Source organism: Ancylobacter tetraedralis (genome assembly GCF_014195655.1).
In the GTDB taxonomy this organism is placed as follows: Bacteria; Pseudomonadota; Alphaproteobacteria; order Rhizobiales; family Xanthobacteraceae; genus Ancylobacter; species Ancylobacter tetraedralis.
Genome location: NZ_JACICD010000004.1, coordinates 492,609 through 518,568 on the forward strand (window position 1 = coordinate 492,609; position 25,960 = coordinate 518,568).

The following is a 25,960-nucleotide window of genomic DNA, read 5'->3' on the forward strand; positions in this document are numbered from 1 at the left end:
CCGCCGCTCTGCGCCCCGTCGCCGACGCGCCTCAGGGTGTGATGGAGACAGGCGCGGACAGGCTCTTCGCGGGGGAGGCGGACGGCTTGGCGGACGATCGGGACGCGGACGGCGTGATGTCGGCCGCGCGCTGCTGGGCATCGATATTGGCTGCCATCGACCGGCCGAGGTCGCGCGCGAAGCAGTCATAGCCCCAGTCGTTCATGTGGAAGCCGTCCTTGGCGAGGAAGGACTCGAACGGCATGCGGCCGGCCTCGTGCCAGTCGCGCATCAGCGCGTAGCGATGATAGACGTCGACGCCCTCCTCGCTGGCCACGGCGTCGATCAGCCGGATCATCGCGCCGGTATCGGCATCGGCGATGACGCGCGGCGAATATTGCGGGTCGACCAGCACCAGATCGGCGTCGAGCGCGCGGATGCGCGCGATCGCCTCGCGCAGTTCCGGCCCGGCGGTGGCGAGGCCATTGGCGCGGAACAGCGCGTTCACGCCGGCCTGCCAGATCACCAGCGTGGGCTTGGCCGCCGCCACGTCGGCGTCGAAGCGCGCCAGCATTTCCGGGGCGTCCTGTCCGTTGACGCCGCGGTTGATCACCGTGATGTCGGCGCCCGGGAAACGCTCGCGCAGTGCCGCCTGCAGCCGGCTGGGATAGCTCGCCGCCGCCGAGGTGGCGCCCGCGCCCGCGGTGGAGGAGGAACCGATCGCAACAATGGTGACGGGCTGTCCCGCGCGCAGCCGCGCCGCCGTGCGGGCGAGGGGCGCGCTGAGGCGGGTGGAGGTCTTGGTTGCCGGGCAGCTGGGCGGCAGGATCTGCGCCGCCTGCGGGATGGGCGCGGCCGTGGTGGACGAACTCTGGGCGGTGGCAGGCCGAGCGGTCAGCGGCGCAAGCACGAGCGTCGCGGCGATGGCGAGGGCGAGAAGGCGCATGTCAGCGTGAACCCAGGGCGCGTGTATCGACGCCATCCACGATCATGCCGACCAGAAGCCGACCGATGCAGCGATGCACGTCCTCGAATTGTGACGGGGAGGGGCGGGCGGTGTCGAAATCGAAAATGCCTTCGCTCGCCCAGAATTGCATGATGTCGTAGCGGTCAAAGAACGGGATGCCGCTGGAGCGTGCGGCCCAGGCGAGGGCGTTGGCATAGGGCGCGACATCGATGGCGATGGCGGTGCGCGGGCTGAATTGCGGGCTCACCACGATCGCGTCGGCACCCGCGTCGTGAATGAAGCCGATGCCGGTATTCACCGCGTCCGAGAAGGCAGAGGTATCGGCGCCGAGGATGGCGTCATAGGTGCCGGTCTGCCAGATGACCAGAGCCGGCCGGGCCTGCGCCAGCACGCCGGGCAGGTCGGCAAGGATCGCCTCCGCCGTGGCGCGCGGCTCGTTATGGGTTGTCACCACCACCCCGCCATCTGGATAGCGGGTACGCAGCGTCTCCTCCAGAAAGCTCGGGAAGGTGCGCGGCGCGTCCTTTTCCGCCCCGCCCTTCAGCGCGCTCTTCTTGGCGAGCGACGAACTGTTGAGCACCAGAACGGTGGTGGGTTTCTTCGCGGCCAGCGACTTTGCCAGCCGCGGCAGCGTGAAGCCGGCGCGCGTCAGCTCCGAGGGCGCGGCGCATACGGGAGTGCCCTCGGCCTGAGCGGAAAACCCGCTCGCCAAGACGAGAGCCGAGGCGACAAAACTCAAGACCCAATTTTTCACAGCGAACCGCGTCGATCAGCCATGTTTTCGCGCGGCAATCTCGCGCTCGACGCGACCATACCACGACAGCAAGGCAGAGAGACCCACCATCAGGACGATGCCGACCATGCTCAGCGCAACCTGCATGAAAAGCGTGCCCGAAATCTCATTCAGCACGAAATGTGCGGCAAAAGAAAGAAACACGCCGAGGCAGAACACCTGCAGCGAGTTCTGCCCGCACAGGATCATCGGCGCCAGCAGCGGCGAGCGGAGCACCGGCAGGTCCACCGGCACCGCGCGTACCACGACGATGGCCAGCGCCAGGAAATGGACCAGCCGCAACGGCGACAGGTCGGTCTTGCTGATGGGATAGATGACGTCGCCGATGGCCGGCGGCACCAGCCCTTCCAGCGGCGGCCACCACCAGCTGATCACCACCAGCAGCGAGACGAGGAGATAGGCGAGGCAGGCGGCCACCACCGCCGGCGACTGGACCACCCGCGACAACCGGTCGCTGCCGCCCAGCCCGCACCAGCCGCCGAACACGAACAGCAACTGCCAGGCGAAAGGATTGAAGAACCACGTCCGGTCGTCGGGATAGGCGGGCAGGTTCCAGCCCGTGCTGGTCGCCACCAGCCACATCAGCGCCGAGGCCGCGAGCGTGAGATCGGGCTTGCGGCGCAGCGCCCAGAGCACGGGCGGGAAGGTCGCCAGCAGCACGATATAGAGCGGCAGCACATCCATGTTGGCCGGGCGGAATTTCAGCAGCAGCGCCTGAACCAGCGCGACGTCGGGCTCGGAGAGGAATTGCAGCGCGCCCATCTCCTCCACGTAGAGCGGGTTGGAGAAGCTGCCGACGACATAGGAGATTTCGGCGAGGTAGATGACGAACAGAAAGATGAACGCGATGTAGAGCTGCCACGCCCGCCGCAGGATGCGGGCGGACGTGACGATCATCCCATCGGCCGCCATCTGCCGGCCATAGACCATCGCGCCGGTATAGCCGGAGATGAAGACGAAGATCTCCGTGGCGTCGGAGAAGCCGAAATTGCGGTTGGTGATCCAGTTCGCGACATTGTTGGGAATGTGGTTGAGGAAGATGAACCACAGCGCCAGGCCGCGAAACAGATCGAGCCGCAGATCCCGGCCGGAGGCAGGCGGCTTGCCGGCCCGATCCGCTGAAGGAGCCGGCGGTGCCTCCGCCTGGGCAGGGCGCGCCGGCTCATCACGCTCGATCGGTCGGGCCAAGGCGCTCTGCCTCACGTCGCCTCGCTCATTTTTTCAGTCCAAGGCCGAACATGAGCACGGTGAAGCCGTTGAAAAGAAGGTCGATGCCGAGGAACAGTCCGAGGATCCACAGCGAATTGATCGGCCACTGCACGGTGATCTCGACGCCGAGGATGATGGCGATGATGGCCGAAAACAGGATCCAGCCCCAGCCCGGCGCCGGGCGCATCTGGAAGGCGGCGATCGCCCGGAAGAGGCCGCCGATGATCAGGGCGATGCCCAGCAGCAGGGTCAGCACCGTGGCGGCGAGGTCCGGCTGGGTGAAGGCGAGCACGCCCGCGGCGAGGTAGAGGATGCCGTCCAGCAGCCAGAAGAAGAAGCCGCCCCAGCCCTTCATGCCGAACGCGTGGAAGATCTGGGCGACGCCGCCCACGATCATCATCGCGCCGATGTAGTAGACCGAGATCAGGGTGCCGATCACCAGCGTGTAGGAGCTGCCGAGGGCGATCAGCCCGGCGAGGATCATCACGATGCCGAGGGCGACAAACCACCCCCATTTGGCCCGCAGCTCCTTCAGATGGCCCGCAAGCGAGCCGGTGGGGGAGTGGGGAAGGCTGTTGCTGGGAGTGGACATCGGTTCGACCTCGATCTGACTTGGCGCCAGGCCGGCAGAGCACAACGCTCATGCCCCGCTGGGGTTCCTGCCCGCGCCGTGGAGCATGGTACTTTAACGCCGTCCGGCGACGCGCGCAGTCGCATTTGCCCTATATGTCCGAGATGTCTTTAGGAAACCGGTGCATGAACGAAAACGGCGATCTGTTTGGCCCCACGGTGGTTCCCGCCCAGCGCTTCACCGCGCGGGTTGCCCGCACGCTGATTGCCGATGGCGCGGGATTCGCCACTCGCGAGGTGGCATCGCTCGGCGTGACGCTGGAGGGGGTGCCGGGGGATCGGCACATGGGCATGGCACGCCCGGCTGATTCGCGCGTGCCGTGGTTTCCGCGCGGTACGCCGATTCGCAATTCGCGGCAGGTCTCGATCGTCGCCATGGACGAGCTGGCGGAGATTGCCCGTCGTCTCGGCATCGTTGACGTGCAGCCGGAATGGCTCGGCGCCAATCTGGTGATCGAGGGGATCGCGCAACTCACCCGGCTGCCACCGGGCACGCGACTTTTCGCGGCGGGAGGGGCAACGCTTGCGGTGGAGGGGGAGAATGCGCCCTGCCGGCACGCGGGGGCGGCGGTCGCGGCTTTCCATCCCGGCAGCGCGGGGCTGGACCTTGCCTTCGTGCAGCGGGCGAAAGGACTGCGCGGGCTGGTGGCCTGGGTCGAACGTGCCGGCGAACTCGCCGCCGGCACCGAGATCGAGGTGCGCGTCCCGGCCCAGCGGCCATGGACGCGCTAAGGGGACGACACCGAGGGATCAGTGAACGGCGAGCCCGTTCGAGGCGCTGACGGCAGCGCTGACCGGCATCGGCGCCATCGTGCCATCGGCGGCGGCGGTCTTGGGCGAGCTGCCCGGCAGGACCACCACCTTGGTGCCGACCTTCACCTTGTCGTAGAGCGCCTCGACATCCTCGTTTAGCATGCGGATGCAGCCCGAGGACATGAACTGGCCGATGGTGGAGGGCTGGTTCGTGCCGTGGATGCGGTAGATGGTGCCGCCGAGATACATGGTGCGCGCGCCGAGCGGGTTACCCGGGCCCCCGGCCATGAAGCGCGGCAGGTAGGGCTGGCGCTCGATCATTTCCGCCGGCGGACGCCAGTCGGCCCATTCGGCCTTGCGGGAGATCTTTTCGGTGCCGGCCCAGGTGAAGCCGTCGCGGCCGACGCCGATGCCGTAGCGCTCGGCCTTGCCGCCGCCCATCACCAGATAGAGATAGGTGTTGGACGTATCGATGATGATGGTGCCGGGTGCCTGAGTGGTCGGGTAGTCCACCACCTGGCGCTTGAGGTTGGCCGGCAGTTCCTTTGCCGGGCCCTGCTCGGGCTGGTCTTCCGCCGGCAGCATGGCCACGCTGGAGCCGTTGGCGCCATAATTGTTGTTCAGGTCCTGACGCGACGCCGGCGCCGCCGCCGACTGGCCATAGGCCGGCGGTGCGCTGTTGACGGGAGCCGCAGCAGCGGAGGCGCCATAGGGCGAAGGCGCGCCGACCGGCTGCTGGCCGGAATAGGCGCCCGGCGGATAGCCGGCCGGCTGGCTCGCGGGGCTCGCATAGCGGGCATCGGCCGGAGCGCCGGGGACAGCACCGGGCGGCTGCGCAGCGACACCGGCAGCCGGCTGGGCGTAATAGGGCGCGGGCGTGCCGGGCGCCGCCTGCGGGGCGACCGCCGCGTTAGCGCCAGCATAGGGATCGTACGCGGCCGGAACCTGCACGTCCTCGTTCACCGGATTGCCCGTCGCGGCTTCATAGGCCGAACCAGCCTGCGGGGCTGCTGAATTGTATTGCGCTGCGGCGCTGCCTACCGATGCCAGGACGGTAAAGGCGACAGCGGGAACGAAACCAAGGCGAGCGACCATCATCATGCCTTAACTGGATCTGCCGGAATGCATCTTCATACGTTGCCGTGAGGAAATGACGTACGATCAAGGCAGGTTCAAGACCAGACCAGAGCCTGGAAGGCCCCTTTGACCCCGAGCCATGCGCATAACGCATCCCCGATGCATGGATGCCACATCTTGGTTAGCAGACTCTTTCCGACGACCCCGACGGATCTTTCCGCCTAGCGTTCCCGCTCGCGTTCACGATGCCAGCCCACGACCGCCTCGGGAAAGCAGTCCGTGGAGACGAAATAGGGTTTGATGTCGATCAGCGGCGTGCCGTCAAGGCAGTCCAGCCCGATCACCGACAGCGTGCCGTGCTGGATGTCCAGCAGTTGCACCGCGCTCAGCGCGATCGGGTTCGGCCGCGCGGGGCTCCGCAGCGCGAAGGTGCCGCGGCCGCGCCCATAATGCCGGGGCACCTGCACGACGAGGTTTCGCGGCGCGCGGTCCATGAAATAGAGCAGCCACAGATGCGTGGTGCCTTCCAACCCCTCGAGCGCGGGGCGGAAGGCGGGGTCGATTTCCACGGAGCAGACCGCCTGCGATTCGCGTCCGTTCTTCGGGCAGTCGGCACGGTTCTTCCACGGCGTTCGGATGCGGCCGATGAAATACACCCCGGCATCGGCGCTGGGCGGCAGGTCGATCGCGACCTCGCCGGGCCGGATGCCGAACTCGGGCGCCGCCCCTTGCGCCACCCCTTGCGCCGTCCCTTGCGGTGCCCCGCGCTCCTGTACCGCGTCTTCGCCCGCCTGCGGCAGGTGCCCGCTTGTCTCGTGGCTCATGTCCCGCTCTCTCCGGAAAGGTCGCGCGCCTCCTGAAGGTCGCGCGCCTCTTGCGCATCGATGGAATAAGACATAAACATATCTTTATATCTTTCCTGGAGGTCTCGTGACCGGTTCCTCGCTGAATTTCGCGCTCCTGCTCGACGGCCTCAAGGCGGCCGGCGAGGATACGCGCCTGCGCCTTCTGGCGCTGATCGGCGAGGGAGAGCTGACCGTGTCGGAGCTTACCGACATTCTCGGCCAGTCGCAGCCGCGCATTTCGCGCCATCTCAAGCTACTGGCGGAGGCCGGGCTGGTGGAGCGGTTCCGCGAGGCCAGCTGGGTGTTCTACCGCCGGGCTACAGAGGCGCCGGCCGCCGCGCTGACCGATGCGCTGCTCGACCTGATGGCTCCGGATGACGCGGTTCTGCTGCGTGACCGCGAGCGGCTGGAGGCGGTGCGCGCCGCCCGCGCCGCCCATGCGCAGGATTATTTCCGCGCCCATGCCCACGAATGGGACGCCATCCGCCGCCTGCACGTGCCGGAGGAAGAGGTGGAGGCCGCCATCCGCGCGGCGCTGGCCGGCGGGCGGATCGGCAGCCTGCTCGATCTCGGCACCGGCACGGGGCGCATTCTCGAACTGTTCGCCGGCGACATGGAGCGCGGGGTGGGCATCGACCTCTCGGCCGAGATGCTGAGCGTCGCCCGCGCCAATCTGGAGCGGGTGGGCGTGCGCAACGCCACCGTCCGCCAGGGCGACATCTACAATCTCGCTTTGCCGCGCGACGCATTCGACGTGGTGATCGTGCACCAGGTGCTGCACTTCCTGGAGGACGCGCCGCGCGCGCTCAAGGAGGCGGCGCGGGTGCTGCGCCCCGGCGGGCGGCTGCTGGTGGTGGATTTCGATCCGCACGATCTCGAATTCCTGCGCGAGCAGCACGCCCACCGCCGTCTCGGCTTCGCGCCCGAGATTATGGAAAGCTGGCTCGCCCAGGCCGGGCTCACCCCGCAATCCCATCGTCTGCTCGCCCCGAAGAGCCGCGCAGGGTCTGGCGCGGGCGGGCTCACCGTCTCTCTCTGGCTGGCGCGCGATCCGCGGATGCTGCTGGCCGATGCCGCTCCAGAAAAACAGGAGGTCGCCTGATGTCGTCGGATATCGAGCGCCGCAGCCGGCGTTCCGGCGGGCGGCCCATTGCCGTGTCGTTCGAATTCTTCCCGCCCAAGAGCGCGGAGATGGAGGCGACGCTGTGGAACTCGGTGCAGCGCCTCGCGCCGCTGGCGCCGAAATTCGTCTCGGTGACATACGGGGCCGGTGGCTCCACCCGCGAGCGCACCCACGCCACGGTCGAGCGCATCATCAAGGAAACCCGCCTCGCGCCGGCGGCGCACCTGACCTGCGTGTCCGCCACGCGGGCGGAGGTGGATGAGGTGGTGCGGGGCTATTGGGATGCCGGCGTGCGCCATATCGTGGCGCTGCGCGGCGATCCGCCGGGCGGGGTCGGACAGGCCTATGAGCCGCACCCGCAGGGCTACCGGACGACCGCCGAACTGGTCGCCGGCATTCGTCGCATCGCCAATTTCGAGGTGTCGGTCTCGGCCTATCCGGAGAGGCATCCCGAGAGTGCCTCGTTCGACACCGATCTCGACATTCTCGCCGCCAAGGTGGATGCCGGGGCGACCCGCGCCATCACCCAGTGCTTCTTCGACAACGACCTGTATTTCCGCTACCTCGACAAGGTGCGCGCGCGCGGCATCGATGTGCCTATCGTGCCGGGCATCCTGCCGGTGTCGAATTTCAAGCAGGCGCGCAACTTCGCCGAAAAGACCGGCACCCATGTGCCGGACTGGCTGAGCGGGCGTTTCGAGGGGCTCGACGCCGACCTCGAGACCCGCAAGCTGATCGCCGCCGCCGTGGCGGCCGAGCAGGTGTTCGATCTCGTCGATCGCGGCGTGACCGAATTCCACTTCTACACGCTCAACCGCGCCGACCTCGTCTATGCCGTGTGTCACCTGCTGGGCATTCGTCCGCCGCAGGAGGTCGCGGCGGGGCAGGGCAACGGGCAGGCGGCGGCGTAGGGGCGGGGCGTCGAAAACCTCACCCCACCCCTCGTCACGTCGGGGAGAGGGGGCAGGTCCATCTGACGGAGAAGGCCTGATACAAGACAGAGAGAGCGGCATCTTTACCTCTCCCCGAGGGGGAGAGGTCGCCGCGAAGCGGCGGGCGAGGGGGATGGACGGCAGGGTATTTCGAGCACGCCAGCTACGCCAGAACCGGGCGGACGTCGAAAAGCTCCTCTGGTCCCGCCTTCGCGACCGGCAGCTCGATGGTTGGAAGTTCCGGCGGCAGGAGCCGATCGATCGCTTTACGGTCGATTTCCTCTGCGCCGACGCCAAGCTCGTGATCGAACTGGACGGCGGCCAGCACACCGCCGAGCTGGACGCCGAAAGAACACGGATGATCGAGGCCTTTGGCTATTTCATCATCCGGTTCTGGAATAACGACGTGAACAATAATATCGCGGGAGTACTCGTGCGGATCCAGGACGCCCTGCGCGCGAATGCCCCTCACCCCGACCCTCTCCCCGACGGGGAAAGGGAGCAGGAGCCGCACCATGACCGTTGAGCCGTCCGACACCTTCTCCGCCCTCCGCGAGGCTGCCGCGCAGCGCATCCTCGTGCTCGACGGCGCCATGGGCACCATGATCCAGCAGCTCAGGCTGGACGAGGCCGGCTATCGCGGCGAGCGGTTCAAGGGCTGGAACCGCGACCTCAAGGGCAATAACGACCTGCTCAACCTCACCGCCCCGGAGGCGGTGCGCGACATCCACCTTGCCTATTTCCTGGCCGGCGCGGATATCGTCGAGACCAACACGTTCTCCGGCACCACCATCGCCATGGCCGATTACGGCATGGAGAGCCTCGTCTACGAGATCAATTTCGAGGGCGCCAGGCTCGCCAAGGAAGCCGCCAAGCTCGCGCAGGCGAAGGATGGGCGCCGCCGCTTCGTGGCCGGAGCCATCGGGCCGACCAACCGCACCGCGTCCATTTCGCCCGACGTGAACGATCCCGGCTACCGCGCGACCTCCTTCGACGAACTGGCCACCGCCTATGGCGAGCAGGCCGGGGCGCTGATCGACGGCGGGGCGGACCTGCTGCTGATCGAGACCATCTTCGACACGCTGAACGCCAAGGCCGCCGTCTTCGCCATCGAGCGGCTGTTCGAGGCACGCGACATCCGCCTGCCGGTGATGATCTCCGGCACCATCACCGATCTGTCCGGCCGCACGCTGTCGGGCCAGACGGCGGCGGCGTTCTGGTATTCGCTGCGCCATGCCCAGCCGTTTTCCATCGGCTTCAACTGCGCGCTCGGCGCCAAGGAGATGCGCGCGCATATCGACGAATTGTCGCGCCTCGCCGACACCTTCGTCTGTGCCTATCCCAATGCCGGCCTGCCCAACGAGTTCGGCCTCTATGACGAGAGTCCGGAGGCGATGGCGAAGCTGGTCGGCGAATTTGCCGCTTCCGGCCTCGTGAACATCGTCGGCGGCTGCTGCGGCACGACGCCGGACCATATCCGCGCGCTGGCGCAGGCGGTGGCCCCGCATGCCCCCCGCGTGGTGCCGCAGATCGAGCCGCGGCTGCGGCTCTCGGGCCTTGAGCCGTTCGAGCTGACTCCCATCATTCCGTTCGTGAATGTGGGCGAGCGCACCAATGTCACCGGCTCGGCGCGCTTCCGCAAGCTGATCACCAATGGCGACTACACCGCCGCGCTGGCCGTGGCGCGCGACCAGGTGGAGAACGGCGCGCAGGTCATCGACATCAACATGGACGAGGGCCTGCTCGATTCGCAGCAGGCGATGGTCACGTTTCTCAACCTGCTGGCGGCGGAGCCGGACATCGCCCGCGTGCCGATCATGGTCGACAGTTCCAAGTGGAGCGTGATCGAGGCGGGCCTGAAGTGCATCCAGGGCAAGGGCATCGTCAATTCCATCTCGATGAAGGAGGGCGAGGACGCCTTCCGTCATTACGCCCGGCTGGTGCGGGCCTATGGCGCCGCCGTGGTCGTCATGGCGTTCGACGAGCAGGGCCAGGCCGACACCTATGAGCGCAAGGTCGAGATCTGCGCGCGGGCCTACCGCATCCTGGTCGACGAGGTGGGCTTCCCGCCCGAGGACATCATCTTCGATCCCAACATCTTCGCGGTGGCGACCGGCATCGAGGAGCACGCCGGCTATGGCGTCGCTTTCATCGAGGCGGTGCGGGCGATCCGCCAGCAATTGCCGCATGCCCACATCTCCGGCGGCGTGTCCAACCTCTCCTTCTCGTTCCGCGGCAACGAGCCGGTGCGCGAGGCGATGCACGCGGTGTTCCTGTATCACGCCATCGCGGCGGGCATGGACATGGGCATCGTCAATGCCGGCCAGCTCGCGCCCTATTCCGAGATCGAGCCGGCGCTGCGCGAGGCCTGCGAGGACGTGGTGCTCAACCGCCGCGACGACGCGACCGAGCGCCTGCTGGCGCTGGCGGAGAACTTCAAAGGCGGGCCCGGCAAGGAGAAGCGGGAGGCCGATCTCACCTGGCGCACATGGGCCGTGGAGAAGCGCATCGCGCATGCGCTGATCAACGGCATCACCGATTTCGTCGAGGTCGATACCGAAGAGGCGCGCCAGGGCGTCGCGCGTCCGCTGCATGTCATCGAAGGCCCGCTGATGGCCGGCATGAACGTGGTCGGCGACCTGTTCGGCGCCGGCAAGATGTTTCTGCCGCAAGTGGTGAAGTCCGCCCGCGTGATGAAGCAGGCGGTGGCCTATCTCATGCCCTTCATGGAGCAGGAGAAGCTGGATAACGGCATCACCGAGGATTCCTCGGCCGGAAAGGTGCTGATGGCCACCGTGAAGGGCGATGTGCACGATATCGGCAAGAACATCGTCGGCGTCGTGCTGCAGTGCAACAATTACGAGGTGATCGACCTCGGCGTCATGGTGCCGACCGCGAAGATCCTGGAGGTCGCGCGGGCGGAGAAGGTCGATATCATCGGCCTGTCCGGCCTCATCACGCCTTCGCTCGACGAGATGGTGCATGTCGCCTCCGAGATGGAGCGCGAGGGGTTCAGCCTGCCGCTGCTGATCGGCGGGGCGACGACCTCGCGCGTGCATACGGCGGTGAAGATCGCCCCGCAATATGTGCGCGGGCAGGCGGTCTATGTCACCGATGCCAGCCGCGCGGTGGGCGTTGTCTCGGCCCTGCTGAACGACAATTCGCGCGCCGACTATGTCGCCAATGTGCGCGCCGAATATGCCAAGCTGGCCGACGCGCATGCCAAGTCCGACCGCAACAAGGTGCGGGTGAAGCTGGGGGATGCGCGCGCCAACCGCCTCGTCCTCGACTTCGACGCCTACCAGCCGCCGGTGCCGGGCTTCATCGGCACGCGGGTGTTCGAGAGCTACGATCTGGGCGAACTGGTGCCCTATATCGACTGGTCGCCCTTCTTCCAGTCCTGGGAACTGGCCGGACAGTTCCCAGCCATTCTCGACGACCCGAAGGTCGGCATCGCCGCGCGCGCGCTCTATGACGACGCGCGCCGGATGCTGGAGCGGATCGTGACCGAGAAATGGCTCACCGCCCGCGCGGTGGTCGGCTTCTGGCCGGCTGGCACGGTGGGCGACGACATCGTGCTCTATACCGACGAGACCCGCGCGGCGGAGCTGGCGCGGCTCCACACGCTGCGCCAGCAGATGGGTAAGCGCGAGGGCCGGCACAATATCGCGCTGGCCGATTTCATCGCCCCGGCGACGACGGGCGTGACCGATTATGTCGGCGGCTTCTGCGTCTCCACCGGCTTCGGCGAACATGAGCGCTCCGAGGCGTTTAAGGCCGCCAATGACGACTATTCGTCGATCCTGCTGAAGTCGCTGGCCGACCGCCTCGCCGAGGCGTTTGCCGAACGCATGCATGAGCGGGTGCGCCGCGAATTCTGGGCCTATGCGCCGGACGAGGCGCTGGAGAATGAGGGGCTCATCCAGGAGGCCTATCGCGGCATCCGTCCGGCGCCGGGCTATCCCGCCCAGCCCGACCACACGGAGAAGGCCACCCTGTTCAGTCTGCTCGACGTCACGCCCCGCATTGGCGTCGAACTGACGGAGAGTTTCGCCATGTGGCCGGGCGCGGCGGTGTCGGGCCTGTATTTCGCTCATCCCGAGGCCGCCTATTTCGGCGTCGGCCGGATCGAGCGTGATCAGGTCGAGGATTATGCAGCGCGCAAGGGCATGAGCGTGGAGGAGGCCGAGCGCTGGCTGGCGCCGGTGCTCAATTACGATCCGGTCAGCTACAAGTCCGTCGCGGCCGAGTGAACCCATGGCGGCGCTGAAAAAGGATGTACGGCGGGTGTGGCATTGGGCGCTGCTCGGTGTGCTGGTCTGGGCGGCGCTGGCCTATATCCTGCTGCCGCGGCTGTGGACGCATCACGAGCACCAGCCCGGTATCCGGCACATGCCGATGGTCACGCAGACTAGCCAAGGCATTCCCGGCGACCCGATCGATGTGGGTCTCGTCGGCGCCCGCGAGGACGTGATCCGCGCCCTTTACGCGGCGGGCTGGACGGCGGCGGACCCGGTGACGCTGAAGTCGAGCGTCGACATCATCGGCTCGGTGCTGCTGGACCGCCCGGACCCGCAGGCGCCGGTCAGCCCGCTCTATTATGACGGGCGCGTCGAGGATCTCGCCTTCGAGAAGGAGGTCGGCAAGAGCGCCGATCGTCGCGACCATGTGCGGCTATGGAAGGTGCTGGATCGCGGCACGGAGGGACGGGCGGTGTGGCTCGGCTCGGCGACCTATGATCGCGGCGTCGGCCTCAGCCATTATACCGGCGCCGTCACCCACCATATCGGCCCGGATGTCGACGCGGTGCGTGATCTGCTGGTCGACGATCTCAAGAAGGCGGGCGTCGTGCGCGAGGTCTATCAGGTGACGGGGCTTGGCCCCACCCTGTTCGGGCGCAATGGCGGGGGCGATCCCTATTATACCGATGGCGAGATCTGGTTCGCCGATCTGATGCCGGACGGACAGAAGAACCCCGATCCACCCACCGTCATTGCCCCGCCGGCCGCGGTCGGCATCAAGGATGCGGTGTGGAGCACGGTAGCCGGGCTGGTCGGCCCGCACTAGCGACGTCGGTGTGCAGCCGGGGATGGCGTTCGCGGGGACGGCAAGGCCGGCTGAAGTCTCGATCCCTGAAAACGACGAAGCCCCGGACGCGCGGGTCCGGGGCTTGCCGATCCGGTCCTGACGGGCGCTGGAGGCCGGATCAGAACTTGTAGTTCACGCCCATCTTCAGCGTCTGCAGGCTCACGTCGGCGCGGGTATTGGTAGACCCGTTCCAGCTGATATCGCCGAGATCCGTGTAGAGATACTCGCCCTTGACGGTCCAGTTGTCGGTGATGGCGTATTCGAGACCGCCGCCCAGGGTCCAGCCCCACAGCGTCTCGCTGGCCGAGTTGCTGCCGCCCAGGAGCGGCTGCAGGTTGCCGTTGAGATAGCTGTTCCAGCCCTCGGAAACCTTCACGTTGCCCCAGGCGAGACCGCCGGTGACATAGGGAAGGAAGCGATCCATGGAATAGCCCATGCGCGCCCGGACCGTGCCGAAGGACTCGATCTCGGTCTGGATGCTGCCGAACTGCTGGTCGAAATTGCCCGGGCTGGTGCGGACGCCGAAGTAATCAAGGTTGCCCTTGACCGAGCCGAACTGGAAGTCGGCTTCCGCGCCCAGCACGACATTGTTGGCGAACTGGTAGTTATAGCCGAACTGGAAGCCGCCGAACCAGCCCTCGGGATCAGCCGCCCCGCCATAGCCGTTCTGGTCCCAGCCCAGATACTTGTAGTTGAGATAATCGCGCCACGGCGCGGAGCTTTCGCCCCAGCCATAGCCGAAATTGCCACCGAGATAGAAGCCGGTCCAGGTGAAGACCGGAGCATACACCATCGGCGCTGCCTTCACCGGATAGGCGAGGTCGGCGGCGAAGGACGGAACTGCAAGCGCGACGACGGCCGCGCTGCCGAGAAGAAATGCTTTGATACTCATGAATTACGCTCCCCCGAAGGATGAGCTGACCATAGATTTCTAGACTTAATAAACTGTAACGGTCCCTTGCGTTTTTTGACTAAATGTATTTAGGCGAAACCCAAGATTCGCGCCGGCGCATAGACAGCCGGTGCGCCCGCGGTCCTTGCGTCAATGGCCGTCATGGATCGCCCGTTCCAGGAAGCGGGCGGCGCCGAGCGTAGCCCTGTCACGTCCGAACCGTCCCACCACCTGCACGCCGATCGGCAGGCCGCTGGCGCCGGTGAGGCCGGCCACGTTCACGCAGGGCGCGCCGGTCAGGGTCCACAGCCGGTTGAAGACGGGTGAGCCGGTCGTGGCATGTCCCGCCGGGGCCTCGCCGGTGGCGGAGAAGGTGAGGATGGCATCGAACCCGGCCGCGGCATCGGCCAGCGCATGGCGCGCACGCCGCGAGGCCCGGCGGGCGGCGTCATATTCGTCGGGGGTCACGTGCTGGGCACTCGCGAGGTAGCTGGCGAGCGTGTCCGACAGCTCGCCGTGGTGGCGGTCCCATTCGTCGGCGAAGGCGAGCGCGGCCTCGAAGGCCTGCACCGGGCCGCAGGCGGCATCGGCGGCCTCCACCTCGGCCGGCAGGTCGAGCACGCTGACGCGGGCGCCGGCCTTCTGCGCGGCGCGCGCGGCCGCCTCCAGCGCGGCATGGGCGTCCGGCGCGGCGAGGTGGGCGCGCGCCGTGCTCACCAGTGCGAAATGCGGCACATGCCCGTCATCCGCCGGGATGAGGTCGCGCCCGCTGATGGCCGCGGCCGCGAAAGCCACATCCGCCACATGGGCGCCGAACAGGCCAAGCGTGTCGAGCGACCAGGCGAAGGGCTTGAGGCCCAGCACCGGCAGCAGCTTGAAGGAGGGCTTGTAGCCGGTGACGCCGCAGAACGAGGCGGGGCGGATGATCGAGCCGCCGGTCTGCGTGCCGAGCGTGATGGGCAGCATGCCCGCCGCCACCGCCGCCGCCGAGCCGGCCGAGGAACCGCCCGGCGTGTGCGACAGACGGCGCGGGTTGCGAGTCGGGGACGGCTGCATGAAGGCGAACTCGGTCGTCGACATCTTGCCCGCGATCAGCCCGCCGGCCCGCACCGCCATGCGCACGATCGCCGCGTCCGCCACCGGACGGTAGCCGGTATAAATCGGCGAGCCGCGCCCCGTGGGAAAGTCGACCGTGTCGATGATATCCTTAACACCCACCGGCAGGCCGGCGAGCGGACGCGCCGCCAGCCCGGGGGCGCGGGCCTGCGTGAGCAGCGCGTCGGCGTCCAGCGCGGTGAAGGCCTGCACGTCGCCCTCCCGCGTGCGAATGGCTTCAAGGCAGCGCTCGGCGACATCGAGCGGGGTCAGGCGTCCGGCGCGGATGGCCTGGGCGAGGGCGGCGGCGGAGAGCATCTCGGTCATGCCTCGCCTGTCGCATGCGCGCGAAAGTAGAGCAAGACCGATATTCGGCCCTCTTGCGGGTGGCGGGGTACGGCATTCGCGGGGGAACCGGCGCGGCCCGGTTCGTGGCGCCGGTCTCCCGGCACGTCTATGCTGCTCCGGGTCGGCGGGTCGGTCGATTCGTTTCCGGCAGGGGCAATGCGGGGCGCCACTTTTCTTCTTGTCATCAATGGCTTCATCGGCCTTTCCTTTGCCGCTGCGTTTCTCGGTCTGTCCTGGCGCTCGCGTCTCGAATTGGGGCGCTGGTGCGCTGCCGGCTTCGTGTCGGCCGCCGCGACGGTGACGGTGGAGGCGCTGGCGCCGCTCATAGCCTCGGCGCGCCTGCTGTCCGGCCTGTCCTTCTCGCTTCTGCTGCTTGCCCTGACGCTGATCGCGGCGGGGCTGACCCGTCATTACCGACCCGGCCTGTCCGTGGCACCCGCCATCATCCTGTGGGCCTGCTGCACGCTGTTCAATGTGGCCGTGACCTATGATCTGCCGCGGGGAACGCTCACGCACGGGCTTGCCTATCAGGGGCCGTTCGCGGCGATGGCGGCTCTGGGCGCTGCCCGTGTGCTGGGCTCGGGCCGGCGCGGCCCATGGGACCGCCTGCTCGCCGGTATCCTCGTCCTCGTCTCGCTGCAGTTTCTCGCCAAGGCCGGCGCGCCGCTGTTCGGCGATGGCATGGCGCCGAGTGTGCGCGGCTATGTGATGAGCGTCTATGCCTATTATTCGCAGACCGTCGGCGCGGTGCTGTCTCTGCTGCTGGGACTCGCGCTGCTGGGTGTGATCGTCGCCGAACTGGTGGCGGAAACGGCACGGCGGCTGGAGCATGATCACCTCTCGGGCGCGCTCACCCGCGCGGCCTTTCTCGATCGCGCCACATCCTTCACGAGGCGCCCGCGATCCGATCGGCCAGCCTGCCTGGTCATGGCCGACCTCGACCGCTTCAAGTCGATCAACGACCGCTTCGGCCATGCCGCGGGCGATGAGGTGATCGGCATTTTCGGCGCCGTGCTGCGCAACCTCTCCCAGCCGGGGGGCCTGTGCGGGCGGCTTGGCGGCGAGGAGTTCTGCCTGCTGCTGCCGGATCTGGACATCCGGGAGGCGCCCGCGCGGCTGGAGGCCATTCGCGCCGCGTTGGCCGGCCGGACCTACCAGCTCGTGCCGGCCGGGGTGCGCGTCACGGCGAGTTTCGGCGTGGCGATGATCGGCGAGCGCGAGGCGCTGGACAGCGCGATGCGCCGGGCCGACCGCGCCCTCTACGATGCCAAGGCGGGCGGGCGCGACGGCTATGTGCTGGCAGATCTGCCGGCCGAAGGCGCCCGCCCGGCCGCGCCGCCGGGCTGGATCGACGGGTGACGCGCGGGCTTCACCGGCGTCTCATCGGCTTTCGTGATGGATGGCCGCGCGGAATTTCGTTTGAAGCCTTGCCGCAGGAGAGGTAAGCGCGGATTCTCTCAAGTCGGGCGTGGGCGCGGTGCAATGAACATTCTGTCGATCCAGTCATGGGTTGCCTACGGCCATGTGGGCAACGCCTCGGCGATGTTTCCCATGCAGCGGCTCGGCCATGAGGTGTGGGGCATCCATACCGTGCAGTTCTCCAACCATACCGGCTATGGCGCCTGGCGCGGCGAGGTATTCGGCGGCGGGCTGATCCGCGAGCTGGTGGGGGGGCTGGAGGATCGCAACGTGCTGCCGCGCTGCGATGGCGTGCTCTCGGGCTACATGGGCACGGCCGAGATCGGCGATGCGATCCTCGACGCGGTCGGCCGGGTCAAGGCGGCGAATTCAAGCGCGCATTATTGCTGCGATCCGGTGATGGGCGACGTGGGCTCCGGGCTGTTCGTGCGGGCCGGCATTCCCGAATTCATGCGCGCGCGCGCCGTGCCGGCGGCGGACCTCATCACCCCGAACCAGTTCGAGCTCGAAATCCTCGCCGGCCATGGCACCGGCACGCTGGCGCAAGCTCTGGCCGCTTGCGACGCGGTGCACGCCACCGGGCCGCGCGTCATACTGGTGACGAGCCTGCACACCGAGGAGACGCCGGCCGATTCCATCGACCTCATCGCCTCGGGCCCGGACGGGCGATTCCGCGTGCGCACGCCCCGGCTCGCCATTTCGGCCAGCGGGGCGGGCGATGCCATCGCGGCGCTGTTCTTCGTGCACTGGAAGACGACGCATTCCACCGCACAGGCCCTCTCGATGGCGGCGTCTTCGGCCTATGGTTTGCTTGCCCGGACCGTTGCCGCCGGCGCGACGGAGATTCTCACCGTCGCGGCGCAGGATGAATTCGTATCGCCGTCCCGCATTTTCACACCAGAGAAGCTCTGACCCATGGCCCGTCGCTTCGTCACGCTCGACGTTTTCACCGACCGCGCCCTCTCGGGCAATCCGCTGGCCGTCGTGCTCGATGCCGAGGGACTCGACGGCAACCAGATGCAGGCCATCGCCCGCGAGTTCAACCTGTCCGAGACGGTCTTCCTGGTGAAGCCGCAGGAGGAGGAGAGCCGCGCCCGGCTGCGCATCTTCACCGTCAATCACGAACTTCCCTTCGCCGGCCATCCCACGGTCGGCACGGCGGTGCTGCTCGCCATTCGCGACGGGGTCGAGACGTCGACAGCCTTCGTGCTGGAGGAGAATGTCGGCGCCGTGCCCTGCCATGTGACGGTGAAAGGTCCCCGGCTCGGCCATGCCATCTTCACCGTGCCGCGCGTTCCCGAAATCCTCGACGCCCAGCCGATGAGCGTGGAAGCCTGCGCCCAGGCGCTCGGCCTCGACACGTCCGACATCGGCTTCGACGATTACCGCCCGGTGGTGGCCTCGGCGGGCGTGCCGTTCGTCTGCGTGCCGCTGGCCTCGCGCTCGGCGCTGGCGCGCATCAGCCCCAGCGCGGCGCGGCTCATCGGCACGTTCGGCAGCGAAGCGGAATCGGTCTACGTGTTCTGCCGCGACGAGGATGGCGAGGGCGATTTCCGCGCCCGCATGTTCGGCGCCAACATGGGCATCGACGAGGATCCGGCGACCGGCTCGGCCGCCGCCTCGCTCGCTGCCGTGCTGCTGGCGGGCGAGAAGCCGGGCGATGGGTTCAATGCGTTCGACATCCTGCAGGGCGTCGAGATGGGCCGGCCGAGCCTGGTGCGGCTCGGGCTGGAAGTGACGGGTGGCGTGCTCGCCTCCGTCACCATCGGTGGCGGCGCGGTGATCGTCTCCGAGGGCACGCTGCATGTGTGACGCGGCATGACCGCGGCCGTCGCCTATCGCCCGGACATCACCGAGATCGACCGGCTGGATATGCGGATCGATCGCGGACCCTGCGGCTTCGCGGAGGAAAGCCGGGCCGCCATCGAGGCGCATTTCACCGAGCGCGTGCTGCGGCAGCCGAGCATCTGGAACGGGCGCGTGCTGGTGCTGGCCTCGCATGGGCTGGAGGCGGGCGCGCTGACGGGCCGCTATGTCGAGACCGACTATGCCGCCCTGCTCTGGCTGCTCGGCACAGAGCCGCCACATCCATTGGCGCGCAACGGCTTCGCCATGGGCGCGCTGCGTGGGGCGGATGGCGGCTTCGTGCTGGCCCGCATGGCGCCCTGGACCGCCAATGCCGGGCGCATCTATTTCGCCGCCGGCACGCCGGACCCCGACGATGTCACCCCCGACGGGCGGGTGGACCTCGAGGCCAGCGTGTGGCGTGAACTTCACGAGGAAACCGGCCTGTCACCGCGCGACGCGACACCCGCGCCCGGCTGGACGTTGCTGCGCGATGAGCGCCGCGTGGCGCTGCTGCGCCAGATCATCTCCCCCGACAGTGCCGAGGATGTGGCCCGCCGCATCCGCGCCCATATCCACGCGCAGGAACGCTCCGAGATCGACGCGGTGATCATCGCCCGCGGTCCCGACGACATCTGCGCGGGCATGCCGCCGTTCATCCGGGCCTATCTCGCGCATGTCTGGGGCAGCATGTCTGGGGGCAAGGCGAAAAGCCCGCGTGACTTTTCGGACTGAACAGTTCGAAAATGGCACAACGCTCGCATGTGTCGGCGCATAAAGCGGCCGCGCAGGCGTGAGCCGCCTTCCTTATCGTCGCGGAGATAGAGAGATGGTCGTGAAGTCGTCCGAAACACTGCCGCTTTTTTCGTCAGGGGTGATTGATCGACGGCAGTTGCTGGCGCTTGGCGCCGGCGCGGTCGCGCTTTCGGCCTTCGGTGGCGCGGCGTTGGCCGCCGCCAAGACCCGGCCCATCAAGGTCGCGGCGATCTACACCGTGCCGGTGGAGCAGCAATGGGTGTCGCGCATCCACAAGGCGCTGAAAGCGGCCGAGGCGCGCGGCGACATCACCTATAAATTCTCCGAGAATGTCGCCAACACCGATTACGAGCGGGTGATGCGGCAATATTCGCAGGAGGGCGCGGACCTCGTGGTGGGCGAGGTGTTCGCGGTGGAGCGCCCGGCGCGCAAGGTGGCGGCGGATTATCCAAATACCGCCTATCTCATGGGCTCCTCCTTCGGCCCCACCAAGCCGAACTTCTCGGTGTTCGACAATTTCATCCACGAGCCGTCCTATCTCACCGGCATGGTGGCGGGAAAGCTCACCAAGTCGAACGTCATCGGGCTGGTCGGCGGCTACGCCATTCCCGAGGTGAACCGGCTGATGCAGGCCTTCATGGAAGGCGCGCAGGCGGTGAATCCGAAGGTGAAGTTCATCGTCACCTTCATCAACTCCTGGTACGACCCGCCCAAGGCGAAGGAAGCCGCCTTCGCCCAGATCGACAAGGGCGCGGACATTCTCTACGCCGAGCGCTTCGGCGTGTCGGATGCCGCCAAAGAGCGCGGCGTGAAGGCGATCGGCAACGTCATCGACACCTCCGCCCAGTATCCCGGCACGGTGGTGGCCTCGGCCCTGTGGCAGATGGAGCCGACCATCGACAAGGCGATCGCCGCAGTGACGGCGGGTACCTTCGTCGCCGCCGATTACGGCCCCTACAGCTACATGGCCGAGGGTGGCGCGAGCCTCGCACCGCTCGATCCCAAGCTGGTGCCGCCCGATGTCGTCGACCTCGTTCTCGTCAAGGAGAAGGAGATCAAGGACGGCCTGTTCCGGGTGAACGTGAACGACGGCGAGCCCAAGTCGACGCTGTGACGTGCGCTGCTCCTCCCTGACGTGGGGAGGTCGGTCGGTGAGGGATCTTCGCCGCTCCGCAAGGCGCAACCCCTCGCCGACCCGCTGCGCGGGCACCTCTCCCCGTCGGGGAGAGGTGGAGAGAGTCCCTTCAGGCGGCAGCCACACCGATGCATCCCGATCCCCGCCCGCTCGTCCTTTCGCTGTCCGGCATCACCAAGCGGTTCGGGCCGCTGACGGCGAACGACCATATCGACCTTGACGTGCGGGCCGGCGAGATCGTCGCGCTGCTCGGCGAGAACGGCGCGGGCAAGACCACGCTGATGAGCATCCTGTTCGGCCACTATGTCGCCGACGAAGGCGTGGTGCACATTGCCGGCCCGGACGGGCAACTCAGCGCCCTGCCGGGCGGCTCTGCCGAGGCCGCGCTGGCGGCGGGCATCGGCATGGTGCACCAGCATTTCGCCCTCGCCGAGAACCTGACCGGCTTCGAGAACATCGTGCTCGGCACGCAATCGCTGTGGACCCTCGGGCTGCGGCGCGGCGCGGCGCGGGCCAAGCTGGAACGGCTGATCACGGAGAGCGGGCTCGCCACCGATCTCGACGTGCCGGTGGCACGGCTTTCGGTGGGCGAGCAGCAGCGCATCGAGATCCTCAAGGCGCTCTATCGCGATGTGCGCGTGCTGATCCTCGACGAGCCGACCGCCGTGCTCACCCCGCAGGAGGCCGACGGCCTCGCCGCGACCGTGCGCACGCTGGCGGCCAAGGGGCTGGCCGTCATCTTCATCAGCCACAAGCTGCACGAGGTGCTGGCGCTGTGCGAGCGCGTGGTGGTGCTGCGCGGCGGCGCCAAGGTGGCCGACCAGCCGACCCTTGGCGCGAGCCGGGCGAGCCTTGCCGAATTGATGGTCGGCCGCCCGATCCCGGCGCGCGAGCGTCCGCCGGCCAATCCGGGCGCTCCGGTGCTAGTTCTGCGCGGCGTCAGCGTCGGCGCGCCCGACCAGCGCGACCGGCTGCAGGGCGCCGATCTTGAGGTGCGGGCGGGGGAGATCGTCGGCATTGCCGGCGTGTCCGGCAACGGGCAGGGCGCGCTGGCGCAGCTGGTCGCCGGCCTCGCCAGCCCGCGCGCGGGAGAGGCGCTCATCGCCGGGTTGCGGGCCTCGCGCGCCGACCCCGCCGGGCGTATCGCGGCCGGCATCGGCCGCATTCCGGAGGACCGCCATCGCGACGGCACGATCGGCGCCCTCACCGTGGCGGAGAATTACGTGCTGGAGACCATCGCCGCGCCGGAGAACCAGAGGGCCGGGCTGATCCGCCGCGACGACATCCGCCGACGGGCGGCACGGGCGATCGCGGATTACGATGTGCGCTGTCCCGGCCCGGACGCGGCGGTTCGCGCGCTGTCGGGCGGCAACATGCAGAAGGTGGTGCTGGCCCGCGTGCTGGAGCGCGCGCCCCGGCTCGTGCTCGCCCACCAGCCGACGCGCGGGCTCGACATCGGCGCCACCACCGATGTGCACCGCCGGCTCATCGCCGCGCGGGACCGGGGCGCTGCCGTGCTGCTGATCTCGGAGGATCTCGACGAATTGTTCGCGCTGTCCGACCGCATCGCGGTCGTACATGCCGGCCATCTCTCCGCCGCGATGGACACGGCCGGGCTGGATATCCGCACGGTCGGGCTGATGATGGCCGGCCACGCGGCGGAGGAAGCGGCATGATCCGCTTCATTCCGCGCGAGCGCACCCCGGTCTGGCTCACCGTCGCGGTCTCGGTCGGGGCGGGGCTGGCCGCCCTGCTGCTCACCGCCATTCCGCTGGCGCTCTCCGGCGCGCCGGTGCTGGGCGCCTTCGTGCTGATGGCCAAGGGCGCGCTGGGCGATGGCTTCGCGCTGGCCGAGACGCTGACCCGCGCCACGCCGCTGATCTTCACCGGCCTGGCCGCCGCCGTCGCCTTCCGCGCGAAGCTGTGGAACATCGGCGCGGAGGGCCAGCTCTATGCCGGAGCGCTCGCCACCGTCGCGCTCGGCGCCGGGCTGATCGAGGCGCCCGCCTATGTGCTGGTGCCGCTGGTGCTGATCGGCGCGGCGCTGGCCGGTGCGGCTCTGCTCCTGGTGCCGGTGCTGTTCAAGACCCGCTTCGGCGCCGACGAGGTTGTGGTGACGCTGCTGATGAACTTCATCGTCCTTCTCTTCGTGCAGATGATGCTCGAAGGGCCCATGAAGGACGAGATGGCGATGGGCTGGCCGCAATCGGCGCCGGTACTGGACGAGGCGACGCTGCCCAAGCTGATCACCGGGCTGCGCCTTCATTGGGGGTTGGTGATTGCGGTGATCTCGGCCCTTCTGCTGCATGTGTTCATCACCCGCACCGTGTGGGGATTCCGCATCCGCGCGGTGGGTGAAAATGCCCGGGCGGCGCGCTATGCCGGCCTGCCGGTTGGCAAGGCGATGGCGCTGGTCGGCCTCCTCTCGGGCGGGCTCGCGGGGCTGGCCGGGGCGAGCGAGGTGGCAGGGCTCAAGGGCTATCTCACCGCCGACCTCTCGCCCGGCTTCGGCTATGCCGGCATCGTGGTGGCGACGCTGGCCAATCTCTCGCCGCTGGGCGTCATCCCGTCCGCCATCTTCGTCGCCGGCGTGTTTGTCGGGGCGGATTCGATGAGCCGGGCCATCGGCGTCTCGAACTATCTCGCCGATCTCGTGGTGGCGCTGGCGCTGCTCAGCGTGCTGGTGGGCGGGCTCCTCACCCGTTTCCGCATCGTGCTCGTGCGCCGGGAGGCCGTGTGATGCTGTGGTCCGCGCTGGATATCCTCACCCAGGCCAATTTCTGGGCGGCGACGATCCGGATCGCCACGCCGCTGATCTTCGGCGTGCTCGGAGCGCTGCTATGCGAGCGGGCGGGGGTGCTCAATCTTGGCATCGAGGGTATTTTCGTCGCCGGCGCCATGTCGGGCTGGCTGGCGGTCTATCTCGGCCTGCCGCTCTGGGGCGGCGTGCTGGTGGCGGCTGGCACGGGCGCGCTGTTCGGGCTGCTGCATGGCATCCTCACCGTGCCGCTCGGCCTGTCGCAGCATGTCACCGGCATCGGCGTGACGCTGCTCGCCACGTCGGTGGCCTATTTCGGCTATCGCGTGGCCTTTCCCAATGTGGCGACGCCGCCGCGCATCGAAGCCTTCCCCCCGCTCGACCTGCCGGTGCTGGGCGATCTGCCCTTCATCGGGCCGATCCTCGCCCAGCAGACCGCCTTCACGGTGCTGGCCTTCGCCTGCGTCGGCATCCTCGCGCTCATCCTCGCGCGTACGCCGCTTGGCCTCGCGCTGCGGGCGGTGGGCGACAATCCGGAAGCGGTCGAGGCGCAGGGGCTCTCGGTTGTCGGCCTGCGCATCGGCGCGGTGATGGCGGGGTCGGCGCTGATGGCGCTGGGCGGGGCGTTCCTCACCCTCTCGGCGTTCAACGCGTTCTATTTCGGCATGATCAACGGGCGCGGCTGGGTGTGCATCGCGCTCACCGTCTTCGCCTCGTGGCGGCCGGGGAAGGCGCTGCTCGGGGCCTTGCTGTTCGGCGCGCTCGATGCCTACCAGTTGCGGCTCCAGACGATTACCGGCGGGGCGGTGCCGAGCCAGATCTTCCTGATGCTGCCTTATGTTTTCTCCATCGCCGCGCTTGTCTTGGTCGCCCGCCGCGCGGACTATCCACGCGCTCTGATGAAGCCGTACTTCAAGGGACAGCGATGAGTGTCGATCTGCTGCTGACGAATGCCCGCCTGCCGGATGGTCGCACGGGGGTCGACATTGCCTGCACCGATGGGCGCATCCTCGCGGTCGAGCCGGGCATCGCGGCGCAGCTGGACGAGCCGGCGGGGCAGGTCATCGATGCCGGCGGCCGGCTGGTAGCGCCGCCCTTCGTGGACGCGCATTTCCACATGGACGCAACGCTCTCGCTCGGCCTGCCCCGGCTGAACCGCTCCGGCACGCTGCTTGAAGGCATCGCGCTGTGGGGCGAGCTGAAGCCGTTGCTGACCCATGAGGCGGTGATCGAGCGCGCGCTCGCCTATTGCGACCTCGCGGTGAGCCAGGGCCTGCTCGCCATCCGCTCCCATGTCGACGTGTGCGACGACCGGCTGCTCGCCGTCGAGGCCCTTCTGCATGTGCGCGACCGGGTGAAGGACTATATCGACCTCCAGCTCGTGGCCTTCCCGCAGGATGGCTTGTACCGCTCGCCCAACGCCCGGCAGAATCTCTACCGCGCGCTGGACATGGGCGTGGATGTCGTGGGCGGCATTCCCCATTTCGAGCGCACCATGGCCGATGGCGCCGCCTCGCTGCGGGAGCTGTGCGAGATCGCCGCCGATCGCGGGCTGCGCGTCGACATTCATTGCGACGAGAGCGACGATCCGCTCTCGCGCCATATCGAGGCGCTGGCCTTCGAGACCGCACGGCTCGGTCTGCAGGGCCGCGTGACGGGCTCGCACCTCACCTCCATGCACTCGATGGACAATTACTACGTCTCCAAGCTGATCCCGCTGATCGCCGAGGCCGGTGTCCATGCCATCGCCAATCCGCTGATCAACATCACCCTGCAGGGCCGGCACGACACCTATCCCAAGCGCCGCGGCATGACGCGGGTGCCGGAACTTCGGGCGGCGGGAATCAATGTCGCCTTCGGGCAGGACTGCGTCATGGACCCCTGGTACTCGCTCGGCTCGGGCGACATGCTGGAAGTGGCCCATATGGGCCTGCATGTCGGCCAGATGACCGCGCGCGAGGCTATGGGCTGGTGCTTCGAGGCGGTGACCACCAATCCCGCCCGCATCATGGGGCTGGAGGGCTATGGGCTCGCGCCCGGCTGCCATGCCGATTTTGTCGTGCTGCAGGCGGCCGATCCGATCGAGGCGATCCGGCTCAAGGCGGCGCGGCTCTTTGTGGTCCGGCGCGGCCGGGTCATCGCGGAGGGCGCCCCGCGCGTTTCGGCGCTCGCTCTTCCGGGCCGCCCGTCGCTGGTCGACCCCGCCGCCTATGCGCCGCACGAGGGGGAGGGCGGCTAAAGTTTGAGAGCCTGCCGACGCTCGGTCACGTATCCTCAAGGGAGCCGTGCGAGTGTGTATTATCCCGGCGGGATCGA

24 protein-coding genes are annotated in these 25,960 nt (G+C 68.1%); 16 read left to right on the forward strand and 8 right to left on the reverse strand.

What is annotated here, in order from left to right; genetic code table 11:
• Positions 1-31 precede the first annotated feature (31 nt).
• Genes FHS55_RS13350 through FHS55_RS13365 form a run of 4 tightly spaced genes read right to left on the reverse strand, consistent with a single transcriptional unit; the run spans position 32 to position 3,540 of the window.
• Positions 32-925: an SGNH/GDSL hydrolase family protein gene (locus FHS55_RS13350; protein WP_183190226.1), complete on the reverse strand. Its 894-nt coding sequence runs from the start codon at positions 923-925 to the stop codon at positions 32-34.
• A gap of 1 nt (position 926) precedes the next feature.
• Complete coding sequence (locus FHS55_RS13355; protein ID WP_246340113.1) at positions 927-1,685, reverse strand: SGNH/GDSL hydrolase family protein; 759 nt, start codon at positions 1,683-1,685, stop codon at positions 927-929.
• A gap of 30 nt (positions 1,686-1,715) precedes the next feature.
• On the reverse strand, positions 1,716-2,927 hold the full coding sequence (locus FHS55_RS13360; RefSeq protein ID WP_210286967.1) for an OpgC family protein: 1,212 nt from the start codon (positions 2,925-2,927) through the stop codon (positions 1,716-1,718).
• Positions 2,928-2,952: 25 nt separating this feature from the next.
• Positions 2,953-3,540, reverse strand: a complete 588-nt coding sequence (locus tag FHS55_RS13365; protein WP_183190227.1) for an HdeD family acid-resistance protein — start codon at positions 3,538-3,540, stop codon at positions 2,953-2,955.
• Between the two features lie 164 nt (positions 3,541-3,704).
• Between FHS55_RS13365 and FHS55_RS13370 the strand changes: the two genes are divergently transcribed.
• Positions 3,705-4,310 (forward strand): MOSC domain-containing protein, encoded by a 606-nt coding sequence (locus FHS55_RS13370; RefSeq protein ID WP_246340115.1) that lies wholly within the window; start codon positions 3,705-3,707, stop codon positions 4,308-4,310.
• An 18-nt stretch (positions 4,311-4,328) separates the two neighbouring features.
• On the opposite strand, the gene FHS55_RS13375 is transcribed toward FHS55_RS13370, so the two are convergent.
• Both FHS55_RS13375 and tsaA read right to left on the reverse strand, forming a co-directional pair.
• A complete protein-coding gene (locus FHS55_RS13375) occupies positions 4,329-5,432 on the reverse strand; it encodes a L,D-transpeptidase (RefSeq protein WP_425485811.1) in 1,104 nt (367 codons plus the stop codon).
• Between the two features lie 197 nt (positions 5,433-5,629).
• Positions 5,630-6,145 (reverse strand): tRNA (N6-threonylcarbamoyladenosine(37)-N6)-methyltransferase TrmO, encoded by a 516-nt coding sequence (gene tsaA / locus FHS55_RS13380; RefSeq protein ID WP_425485812.1) that lies wholly within the window; start codon positions 6,143-6,145, stop codon positions 5,630-5,632.
• Here tsaA and FHS55_RS23935 point away from each other — a divergent pair.
• The 6 genes from FHS55_RS23935 (at position 6,114) to FHS55_RS13405 (ending at position 13,375) form a co-directional block, all read left to right on the forward strand.
• Positions 6,114-6,308, forward strand: coding sequence for a hypothetical protein (locus FHS55_RS23935; RefSeq protein WP_425485813.1), 195 nt, complete (start codon positions 6,114-6,116; stop codon positions 6,306-6,308). The two genes, tsaA and FHS55_RS23935, sit on opposite strands and share 32 nt — an antisense overlap.
• 30 nt (positions 6,309-6,338) lie before the next feature.
• Entirely contained in the window at positions 6,339-7,355 is a 1,017-nt protein-coding gene (locus FHS55_RS13385) for a metalloregulator ArsR/SmtB family transcription factor (RefSeq protein ID WP_183190230.1), read from the forward strand.
• Complete coding sequence (metF, locus tag FHS55_RS13390; protein WP_183190231.1) at positions 7,355-8,287, forward strand: methylenetetrahydrofolate reductase [NAD(P)H]; 933 nt, start codon at positions 7,355-7,357, stop codon at positions 8,285-8,287. Before FHS55_RS13385 ends, metF begins: the two co-directional genes overlap by 1 nt.
• A 154-nt stretch (positions 8,288-8,441) precedes the next feature.
• Positions 8,442-8,834, forward strand: coding sequence for an endonuclease domain-containing protein (locus FHS55_RS13395; RefSeq protein WP_183190232.1), 393 nt, complete (start codon positions 8,442-8,444; stop codon positions 8,832-8,834).
• Complete coding sequence (metH, locus tag FHS55_RS13400) at positions 8,824-12,561, forward strand: methionine synthase (protein ID WP_183190233.1); 3,738 nt, start codon at positions 8,824-8,826, stop codon at positions 12,559-12,561. Before FHS55_RS13395 ends, metH begins: the two co-directional genes overlap by 11 nt.
• A 4-nt stretch (positions 12,562-12,565) precedes the next feature.
• Positions 12,566-13,375: an LssY C-terminal domain-containing protein gene (locus FHS55_RS13405; protein ID WP_183190234.1), complete on the forward strand. Its 810-nt coding sequence runs from the start codon at positions 12,566-12,568 to the stop codon at positions 13,373-13,375.
• A gap of 139 nt (positions 13,376-13,514) precedes the next feature.
• Here the strand turns inward: FHS55_RS13405 and FHS55_RS13410 are convergent, their stop codons facing one another.
• Together FHS55_RS13410 and FHS55_RS13415 are read right to left on the reverse strand one after the other, a co-directional pair.
• Positions 13,515-14,288 (reverse strand): outer membrane protein, encoded by a 774-nt coding sequence (locus tag FHS55_RS13410; RefSeq protein ID WP_183190235.1) that lies wholly within the window; start codon positions 14,286-14,288, stop codon positions 13,515-13,517.
• 150 nt (positions 14,289-14,438) lie between these two features.
• Complete coding sequence (locus tag FHS55_RS13415; RefSeq protein ID WP_425485814.1) at positions 14,439-15,701, reverse strand: amidase family protein; 1,263 nt, start codon at positions 15,699-15,701, stop codon at positions 14,439-14,441.
• A gap of 186 nt (positions 15,702-15,887) precedes the next feature.
• Between FHS55_RS13415 and FHS55_RS13420 the strand changes: the two genes are divergently transcribed.
• The 9 genes from FHS55_RS13420 to FHS55_RS13460 all read left to right on the forward strand — a co-directional run bounded on the left by FHS55_RS13420 (position 15,888) and on the right by FHS55_RS13460 (position 25,883).
• A complete protein-coding gene (locus FHS55_RS13420; RefSeq protein WP_183190237.1) occupies positions 15,888-17,090 on the forward strand; it encodes a GGDEF domain-containing protein in 1,203 nt (400 codons plus the stop codon).
• 123 nt (positions 17,091-17,213) lie between these two features.
• Complete coding sequence (pdxY, locus tag FHS55_RS13425; protein ID WP_183190238.1) at positions 17,214-18,062, forward strand: pyridoxal kinase PdxY; 849 nt, start codon at positions 17,214-17,216, stop codon at positions 18,060-18,062.
• A 3-nt stretch (positions 18,063-18,065) separates the two neighbouring features.
• Complete coding sequence (locus FHS55_RS13430; RefSeq protein ID WP_183190239.1) at positions 18,066-18,962, forward strand: PhzF family phenazine biosynthesis protein; 897 nt, start codon at positions 18,066-18,068, stop codon at positions 18,960-18,962.
• 6 nt (positions 18,963-18,968) lie between these two features.
• A complete protein-coding gene (locus tag FHS55_RS13435) occupies positions 18,969-19,730 on the forward strand; it encodes an NUDIX hydrolase (RefSeq protein ID WP_183190240.1) in 762 nt (253 codons plus the stop codon).
• A gap of 94 nt (positions 19,731-19,824) precedes the next feature.
• The gene (locus FHS55_RS13440; RefSeq protein WP_183190241.1) at positions 19,825-20,865 is read left to right on the forward strand and encodes a BMP family protein; all 1,041 of its coding nucleotides are present in this window, start codon (positions 19,825-19,827) and stop codon (positions 20,863-20,865) included.
• A gap of 149 nt (positions 20,866-21,014) precedes the next feature.
• A complete protein-coding gene (locus FHS55_RS13445) occupies positions 21,015-22,562 on the forward strand; it encodes an ABC transporter ATP-binding protein (protein WP_183190242.1) in 1,548 nt (515 codons plus the stop codon).
• A complete protein-coding gene (locus tag FHS55_RS13450; protein WP_183190243.1) occupies positions 22,559-23,626 on the forward strand; it encodes an ABC transporter permease in 1,068 nt (355 codons plus the stop codon). The genes FHS55_RS13445 and FHS55_RS13450 overlap by 4 nt, the downstream gene beginning before the upstream one ends.
• A gap of 2 nt (positions 23,627-23,628) precedes the next feature.
• On the forward strand, positions 23,629-24,573 hold the full coding sequence (locus FHS55_RS13455) for an ABC transporter permease (protein ID WP_210286988.1): 945 nt from the start codon (positions 23,629-23,631) through the stop codon (positions 24,571-24,573).
• Entirely contained in the window at positions 24,570-25,883 is a 1,314-nt protein-coding gene (locus tag FHS55_RS13460) for an amidohydrolase family protein (RefSeq protein ID WP_183190245.1), read from the forward strand. The genes FHS55_RS13455 and FHS55_RS13460 overlap by 4 nt, the downstream gene beginning before the upstream one ends.
• Positions 25,884-25,960: the final 77 nt, after the last annotated feature.